This window comes from Sedimentitalea sp. XS_ASV28 (genome assembly GCF_041224545.1).
Classification (GTDB): domain Bacteria; phylum Pseudomonadota; class Alphaproteobacteria; order Rhodobacterales; family Rhodobacteraceae; genus Sedimentitalea.
On record NZ_JBGFGP010000178.1, the window covers coordinates 73,899 to 81,806 of the forward strand.

Consider the following 7,908-nt stretch of genomic DNA (forward strand, 5'->3'; position numbering starts at 1 on the left):
GTGCGTAGGGGCGAATTTCCGATGGGTCTGCTTATACCAGCGCCTGTCGGAACGCGATGGCCAGAGCCGATTTTTTACGCGTCCAACCCGGTATGACCGTTCTTTGCGTTTGCCATATTCTCTTGAAAATCATAGGCTTTGACCGAAAAACAAGCCCCCGGCCAGGAGAGAGACACATGCTGCCTGAAACCATGAAAACGGTAGAAATGCGCGAACCCGGCAAGCCCGAAGTGCTGGTGCCCGGTGAACGAGCGGTGCCGGTCCCGCGCGATGGCGAGGTTCTGATCCGCGTGACTGCCGCGGGCGTCAACGGCCCCGATCTCGTTCAGCGGCGCGGTCATTATCCGCCGCCCAAGGGTGCGTCCGATCTGCTCGGTCTTGAAGTCTCGGGAGAAGTCTGTGCCGTGGGATCGGGGGTATCGCACTGGGCCGTGGGCGACCGTGTCTGCGCGCTCACCAACGGGGGCGGCTATGCCGAATATGTCGCGGTCGATGCCGGCCATTGCCTGCCGATCCCCGAGGGTATCAGCGAACAGGATGCCGCCGGCCTGTGCGAGACGTATTTCACCGTCTGGAGCAACCTGTTTCACGCTCAGCCCGACCCGAAAGGCAAACTGTTGCTGGTGCATGGGGGTGCGGGTGGCATCGGATCAACCGCGATCCAGTTGGGCAAGGCATTGGGCATGCGGGTGTTCACCACCTGCGCCAATGCGGATGATTGTTCGTATGTGAAGAGCCTCGGAGCGGAACGGGCTATCAATTTCAAGGAAGAGGATTTCGTGGACGTGGTGCGCGATGCCGGTGGCGCGAACCTGATCCTTGACATCATCGGCGGCGACTATGTCGCCCGCAACGTCAAGGCCGCAAGCCCGGATGCCCGCATCGTGCAATTGGCATTCAATGCCGGCTCCAAGGTCGAGATCAACCTCATGCCGATCATGCTCAAGCGGCTGGTCTATACGGGATCGACGCTGCGCTCGCGCCCTGAACGCTTCAAGACCGAGATTGCCAGCGAGTTGCGGGACAAGGTCTGGCCGATGTTTGCCGCCGGACACTTGTCGGCACAGACCCACCGCGTGTTTGGTTTCGACGCGGCGGCCGAGGCGCATGACATGATGGAAAAGGCCGCGCATCGGGGCAAAATTCTGCTCGCGCCCAAGGCCTGAACCTCCGGCCCGCGCAATCATCCCCATATATGGCGAGGTTCGCTCACCCCATGGCTGTGCTATCGACGTAAGGTAGCCATCTTTGGGGAACGCGCCAATGCAGAACCTGGCCGGTTTGGTTCTATTCCTTATGTTTGCAACGGCCCCAGCCCTGTCTTCGGCCGACACGTGGACGGGCTTCTACGCCGGCGGGCAGATTGGCAGAACCGACACAGAGTTAACCTATTTCGGCCGGACGATGACCGAAGAATCCGACACATACGGATTGCTCGCCGGGTACAATCGCATCATCGGTCACGGCATCGTGCTGGGGGCCGAACTGAATGTTGACAGGCTGAACTACGCGCAGATGCCATTTGAACACGATCTGATGGCGCGGCGGATCAAGGCCAGGCTGGGATACGACCTGGGATCGGTGATACTGTACGGCACCTACGGATATTCCGAGATCGGCGATGGCACCGGCAACAACGAGGATGGAACGGCTGTGAGCCTTGGTCTCGATTACAGGGTGAACGACGTACTCTCCATCGGCGCGGAATGGCTGCGCGATTCCTACGATTTCAAGGGGCTGGATATGGAAATTTCGTCCCTACGCATGCGGCTGGCGTTCCAGTTCTGAATCTTGCGGCGATCAATCTCCGCCCCATGCCCCGACCGTGAATTTCCGATCCGCCTCGATATCGACCGGCGTCGCGCTGTCTGGATCAGACGGGATGGCGGTGCCGCGTCCCGCCCGCTCTGCAAGACGCTTGCAGATCCCGCCGAGTGAAAGCTCTTCCAGAAACCCTTCCCGCGCATAGGCACAGGTGCCATCCCGCGTCTGCGCGCCGATTTCAAGGCTGATCTGGTCGGCAAAGGTGACGTTGGCCACGCGCATCATGCAGTCGCGCAGGATGTCTTCGCCGGGCGGATCGCCGGGCAGAAGAACCTCTTCGGGGCTGCGAGCCTCGATATTGATGTTGTGATAGCGCCCCATGCTGCGCATGCAGTCGGGATCAAGTATCGTGATGCTGTCATTCCAGCCAAAGGCCGCCGTCCTTGGTCGCTCGCCAAGCGGCACGCTATTGTCCAGAAACTCGAAATGGATCTTCTGGTTGGTTTTCTTGACCCAGTTGAAGAACAGTTGCGGCATGCCGATATTCGCTTCGACATTGAAATGCAGCATATCGTCAAGAGCCTTGTAGCGTCCGGTCTTGAGCCCGCGTTGCCATGCCCGCTCGACCGTGTCCTCGGGCGGTGTGATCATGAAGAACAGGTAGACCGTGTCGGCAAAGCGGCTGAGCAGCGTGCCGCCGGGCTTCTGATAAGGTGCGGGCATGAAACTGTCGAAGCGGAACCGATCGACAAGCACATGCGGCATCTCGGAATTGGCCGCTTTCGCCTCCATGTAGCCGTCGATCTTGCGATCGATGATCTCGAGTTCCTGTGCGGTAAACGACGAGGCATAGCGGAAATCGTCCCCGAGGCTGTCGTAATCCAGCAGGAACTTGCGACAATAATCCGGGCTGATCTTGGCGAAATCCTCCCACGGGACGTTCAGACGTCCGGCCAGCTCGCGTTGCAACGGGCGCAACGTGCTCTTGCCGGCGCCGGGACCGCCCTTGACGCTCATGAAAAGCGGTGCCGATTGGAATGGCAGGGTTCGGTAGCCCTCGCGGCGCACGGCCTCCTTGATCAGCGGTTGGATCTGCTGGCCGATCCGATGGGTGCCATAGCTGTTTGAGACCCAGTTTGTCGCCCATTTCAGCACCAGATCGCGCTCGGCAAACAATCGCCCCCTCTGGCCCACAATCCCGCCGACAATAGCGAGAAGACCGCGCAGGCACGCGCGCTCGAACGCATCACCGGGGCGGTCCACCTCTTCTTTCCATTGCACCAGAGCCAAGATTTCGGGCGCCTCGGGCGTCTCGCCGGGCGTGGATTTTTGCAGGCCGAGCCGCGCCAGCAATCCCTCGGCTTTGCCCTGGTCCGCCGGGCTGCGCGTATAAACGTCCTGCTCGAGCCGCGACGAGAGGCGTTGCGAAATACGCTCGCGCAGACGGTCGAACTCAAGCTCGAGCGACGCCATCCTGGGTTCGATATAGCCGTCCAGAATCGTCTGCGCCATCGCACGCAGATGCTCGCCCAATTCCGGATATTCCGGTCCGTCCGGTATGTTGATGTCGGCCATCAGCCGGATCAGCAACTCATGCCGGACCAGTCGCCTTGCGGTAAAGGCGTTCATCTCCATCGGCTTGCGCCCACAGAATTCCGAGGCCTCCTTGGCCTCGGCATAGGACACCGTAGATGCCTCGGGGCGATAGAGCGTGACCATCGGCATCAGGTGCGCAGGAATTTCCGAACTCAGGCCCGGGTTCCAGGCATGGAAGTCTTCGGTTTTGTCCGTCATGACCGTTCCTCCGATTGGGATATGCCCCGCGACCTAGGCCTCGCTCGCCTTGCGAGACCGGTCGCGGATCGCCTTGAACAGTGGCAGAAGGATCAGGATGATTGCAATGATCGTGATCGGGCCCGCAATCGGCCGGGTGAAGAAGATCGTCGCATCGCCCGACGAAAGCAGCAGCGACTGCCGCAAGGTCGGCTCGGCGATCGGGCCAAGCACGATGGCCAGCACCGCAGGCGCGAGCGGATAATCCAGCTTGCGCAGGAAGAATGCGCCGAACCCGAAGAAAAGCATCAGCCAGACATCATGCATGTCCTGCGTTGCCGCATAGCCGCCCACAACCGACAGGACGAAGATCAGCGGAGCCAGAACCGTGAAGGGCATACGCAGCATCCAGATGAACAGCGGGATGAAGGCCAGGTTCACGATCACTGCGAACAGGTTGGAAATATAGAACGACCCGATCAGACCCCAGACGAAATCCGGCTGGTCGGTGAACAGGCGCGGCCCCGGTGTCAGACCCCAGATCACCATGCCACCGAGCAGGATCGCGGTCGTGGGCGAACCGGGAATACCCAGTGTCAGCATCGGCAGCATGGCACCTGTAGAGGCCGAGTTGTTGGCCGCTTCCGGCGCGGCGACGCCACCGGGATGCCCCTTGCCGAATTCCTCGGGTCTCTTGGCGACAAGTTTGGCGACACCATACGACATGAGCGAACCCGGCGTCGCCCCGGCGGCCGGCAGGATACCGACAAAGAAGCCCAGGATCGATCCGATCGCCGTACCTTTCCAGCCGCGCTTCATCCCCTCTTTGGAGTCATTCACGATCCCCTTGACCGTCATCTTGGCCTCGGTCGTGGTGATCTCACCCCGAGTACTCTCGATGGTCCAGATCATCTCGCCGATACCATAAACACCGATGGCCAGAACGAGGAAATTGATGCCATGCAGGAAGCCGGGGATATCAAAGAACACCAGTCGCGGCGCACCCGAGATTTCATCAAAACCGACGGCAGCAAACACCAGACCAAGGCAGATCGACAGGATGGTCTTGGGGATGTCATCACCACCCAGCCCGACGAATGTGGCAAAGGCCAGCAGCATCAGCGCAAAGATCTCCGGCGGGCCGAAAATCAACGCGACCTTGGCCAGCAGTGGCGCAAAGACGGTGAAGAGCACGTTGGACACCGTTCCGCCGATGAAAGACGCCAGCGCGGCAGTGACGAGCGCCAGGCTCGCCCTGCCCTTCATCGCCAGTGGCCGTCCGTCAAATGTGGTGGCCACGGCGGTCGATGCGCCGGGAATACCCAGGGTGATCGAGCTGATGGCACCGCCATACATCGCACCGTAATAGATTGCGGCAAGAAAGATGATCGCGGATCCCGGCGGCACGAGAAAGGTGATTGGCAGCAGGATCGCCACACCGTTCACCGAACCCAGCCCCGGCATCGCCCCGATGAAGAGCCCCAGTGTCACCCCGACCAGTATCAGCAAGATATTGATGGGCATGAGCGACGTCATGATGCCGTCCGTGAGTAGCCCCAGAATTTCCATGGCCTTAGTCCTCCGTTACCGTGCGCGCGCCAGCTGGCCGGGTCAGTAGATGATCGAGTAGAGAATGTTGAAGAACGGCTCGGTGAACTTCATCCCCTTGGGCAGCGTGATCCGCATCAGCGCCTCGAAGAAGAAGAAGAAACCGATGGGAATCGCCGTCGAAAGGATCAGGGTCAGCGTCCAGGTGTGCCGGCCCAGAAAGCGCAGGTAATACAGCAGGAAAACCGCCATTGCGCCATACATCGAGATGATGCCTGTCAGCCCGACAAAACCGAGAAGCCCTCCGCCGACCAGCACCAGAGTGCGTTTGCCATATCCGTCAAGCAGCGGCTCTGTCGAGCGTGAGGGTGGCGAGCTTTGCCGATACCAGTTGATTGCGATCATGATGGTGCAAATCAGCATGATACCTGACAGCCAGAACGGCCAGGCCCCGCCGCCGGGGCCTTCACCGGTGATGTAGCCCACGTTCAACTCGGTGCTTTTCCACATCAGGTAGATGGAAAGGAGGGCAAGAACCCCCGCGGTGACGATTTCTGCAAGGCGCATGTTGCCCTCCTTAGACTCCGAGACTGTAGTGCAGGCTGACCGGGCTTATTCGCCCATCGACGCCAGCAGTTCCTTGTGACGCTCGACCTGGACCGCCCAGTATTCCTTCTGCTCTTCCGGGTTCATCCAGAGCGGCGAAAGGCTTTCTGACTCCATGTAGGCCTGCCACTCTTCGGTGTCGTAGATGGCCTTGAACAGATCCTGATAGTAGGCCGCCGCTTCATCCGACATGCCGGGCGCTCCGACCACGGCGCGCTGGTTGTAATAGCTGAAGTCCTGGCCCAGTTCCTTGACCGTCGGAACATCCGGGTAGGCCGACAGGCGTTCGTCCGAAAACGCAACCAGCGGCACCACGTCCCCCGCCTGATAAAAGCCCTTGGCTTCTGCGGGGTTGTTCACACTGGCCATAATCTGCTGACCGGCGAGATCCTTGGCGACCGCACCGCCGCCCTTGTAGGGGATGTACTTGATGTCGAGATCATACGCCTGCTCGAGGAAGGTAATGACAAGGCTGTCTTCCTGCCCCTTGCCCGTGCCGCCCATGACATAGCCGCCCTCTCTGACCTTCGCGAGCCACTCATCGAAGGTGGTGATGCCGCTGTCCTTGTGAACCCAGAGTACGAAGGGGTCCACGCCCATCATCGCCACGGGCGTAAAGCTCTGCACATCGATACCCAGGTTTTCCTGGCGCAGCGGCGTGGTGAAGAACGAGTTCAGCGTGACAAGAATGGTATGATCCGGGTCGTTTGTGCCTTTCAGGGCGATCAAGGCCTCCGCCCCCGATCCACCGCCCTTGTTGTTGGGCACAAGCGGACGTCTGGTCAGATCCTTCTTCTCGGAAACGGATTGCAGGAAACGGGCGATCTGGTCAGCGCCGCCACCCGCACCGGCCATGATCACGAAATCGACCGGCTTGGTCGGTTCCCACGCGGCAGCGGGCCCCGCGAGCATACCGGCAAGCGCCGTGGCACCCGCCAACTTGACAAACATACGCTTAGTAAGAGTCATCTTAGTCATCTAATCCTCCCTGGATACTCCTAGAGTTACGCGAAAGCGTCGCGCCGCACGGCCCACCGTTCAGGTCGGCGGATCTGTTATGGTTTTCCCCTCGTCTGCTCTCCGATCAACATCTCAATGCACCAGAATCACGGGCATTTTTGCCTGATCGACAATGTGCTGGGTGTTGCCGCCAAAAACCGTTTCCTTTTCGTGGCTGTCACCATAGGCCCCCATGATCAGGGTATCGGCTCCGACCTCGCGGCTGGAGGCAAGCAGAGCAGGACCGACCCTGCGCGCGCCTTCAAAGCGATGGATGGCGGCCTTGATCTGATGCGCCAGAAGATAATCCTGCAAATCCGCTGCCGTCGCCGCGTTGGGCTCTCCGCCCGATGTCAGGATCGTCACCTGCCCCGCCGCTCTCAGGACAGGCAAGGTCATGGTGACCGCGCGCGAGGCTTCCATCGACCCGTTCCAGGCAACCGTGACATGCTCGCACAGCTTTTCCGGCGGCTCGACGCCATTGGGCACCATCAGAACCGGACGCCCGGTGCGGAACAACGCCGCCTTCAGCGTGTTTGCACCAAGGTTCCTGTCAATATCCGGCTGTGGCACCGCGATGACATCGGCAAGCCGCCCGTGACGGCGTATCACATCAACCTGCTTGCCAGTCTCCTCGACCCATTCCGCCGTCGCCCGGTCGGAATGCGGATCTACGTCAGTCGCCAGGTCAAGCTTTTCAACCAGCGCCTTCAGCTCTTCGCGCATGCCCGCTTCCTCGACATCCGCGAGTTCTTCGGCCTGTTTCATCATCTGCTTGCGAAACACCGCCGGGATAGGAACCCCGAAGGGCAGCAGGTCTTCGGGCCGCGCGCGACAATGGGTGACCACCACGTGGCTATTGTTGCGATGCGCGAGCGCCGCAGCGTGCGCAAGGACGTTATCGCCCTTGCCGTCACCGCGTACCGGAACCAGGATCTTGCGTATCATGGCATTCTCCCTCAGAAGAGTCCGTCGATTTGTCCCTTTTCGTTGAGCCTGATGGCTTCGGACGATGGGACGCGGGGGAGGCCGGGCATGGTCATGATTTCGCCGCAGATGACGACCACGAAACCGGCACCGGCGGAGAGGCGCACTTCGCGGACCGGAACCGAGTGGCCGGTGGGGGCGCCGCGGCGGTTGGGGTCGGTGGTGAAGGAATACTGCGTCTTTGCCATGCAGATCGGCAGGTTGCCATAGCCCGCCTCTTCCCACTGTTTC

Annotated in this window: 8 protein-coding genes; 2 read left to right on the plus strand and 6 right to left on the minus strand. The window is 60.5% G+C overall.

The features are described from left to right. The first annotated feature begins 176 nt into the window (after positions 1–176). A complete protein-coding gene (locus AB9K34_RS24360) occupies positions 177–1,166 on the plus strand; it encodes an NAD(P)H-quinone oxidoreductase (RefSeq protein WP_369957401.1) in 990 nt (329 codons plus the stop codon). A 97-nt stretch (positions 1,167–1,263) separates the two neighbouring features. Continuing rightward, positions 1,264–1,788: a porin gene (locus AB9K34_RS24365; RefSeq protein WP_369957403.1), complete on the plus strand. Its 525-nt coding sequence runs from the start codon at positions 1,264–1,266 to the stop codon at positions 1,786–1,788. Positions 1,789–1,800: 12 nt separating this feature from the next. On the opposite strand, the gene AB9K34_RS24370 is transcribed toward AB9K34_RS24365, so the two are convergent. The 6 genes from AB9K34_RS24370 to AB9K34_RS24395 form a co-directional block, all read right to left on the minus strand. Continuing rightward, the gene (locus AB9K34_RS24370) at positions 1,801–3,558 is read right to left on the minus strand and encodes a hypothetical protein (RefSeq protein ID WP_369957405.1); all 1,758 of its coding nucleotides are present in this window, start codon (positions 3,556–3,558) and stop codon (positions 1,801–1,803) included. 33 nt (positions 3,559–3,591) lie between these two features. Continuing rightward, complete coding sequence (locus AB9K34_RS24375; protein WP_369957407.1) at positions 3,592–5,061, minus strand: tripartite tricarboxylate transporter permease; 1,470 nt, start codon at positions 5,059–5,061, stop codon at positions 3,592–3,594. An 87-nt stretch (positions 5,062–5,148) separates the two neighbouring features. Then, positions 5,149–5,652, minus strand: coding sequence for a tripartite tricarboxylate transporter TctB family protein (locus tag AB9K34_RS24380; protein WP_369957409.1), 504 nt, complete (start codon positions 5,650–5,652; stop codon positions 5,149–5,151). Between the two features lie 45 nt (positions 5,653–5,697). Further along, positions 5,698–6,669, minus strand: a complete 972-nt coding sequence (locus AB9K34_RS24385; RefSeq protein ID WP_369957411.1) for a Bug family tripartite tricarboxylate transporter substrate binding protein — start codon at positions 6,667–6,669, stop codon at positions 5,698–5,700. Positions 6,670–6,783: 114 nt separating this feature from the next. After that, entirely contained in the window at positions 6,784–7,638 is an 855-nt protein-coding gene (locus tag AB9K34_RS24390; protein ID WP_369957412.1) for a universal stress protein, read from the minus strand. An 11-nt stretch (positions 7,639–7,649) separates the two neighbouring features. Further along, a partial coding sequence (locus AB9K34_RS24395) for a formate--tetrahydrofolate ligase (RefSeq protein WP_369954146.1) occupies positions 7,650–7,908 on the minus strand: 259 nt, incomplete at its 5' end.

What these genes read in the sequence shown, in the direction of transcription:
- AB9K34_RS24360 (WP_369957401.1), top strand. Translation starts at nt 177, where the DNA reads ATGCTGCCTGAAACCATGAAAACGGTAGAAATGCGCGAACCCGGCAAG.
- AB9K34_RS24365 (WP_369957403.1), top strand. Translation starts at nt 1,264, where the DNA reads ATGCAGAACCTGGCCGGTTTGGTTCTATTCCTTATGTTTGCAACGGCC.
- AB9K34_RS24370 (WP_369957405.1), bottom strand. Translation starts at nt 3,558, where the DNA reads ATGACGGACAAAACCGAAGACTTCCATGCCTGGAACCCGGGCCTGAGT.
- AB9K34_RS24375 (WP_369957407.1), bottom strand. Translation starts at nt 5,061, where the DNA reads ATGCCCATCAATATCTTGCTGATACTGGTCGGGGTGACACTGGGGCTC.
- AB9K34_RS24380 (WP_369957409.1), bottom strand. Translation starts at nt 5,652, where the DNA reads ATGCGCCTTGCAGAAATCGTCACCGCGGGGGTTCTTGCCCTCCTTTCC.
- AB9K34_RS24385 (WP_369957411.1), bottom strand. Translation starts at nt 6,669, where the DNA reads ATGACTAAGATGACTCTTACTAAGCGTATGTTTGTCAAGTTGGCGGGT.
- AB9K34_RS24390 (WP_369957412.1), bottom strand. Translation starts at nt 7,638, where the DNA reads ATGATACGCAAGATCCTGGTTCCGGTACGCGGTGACGGCAAGGGCGAT.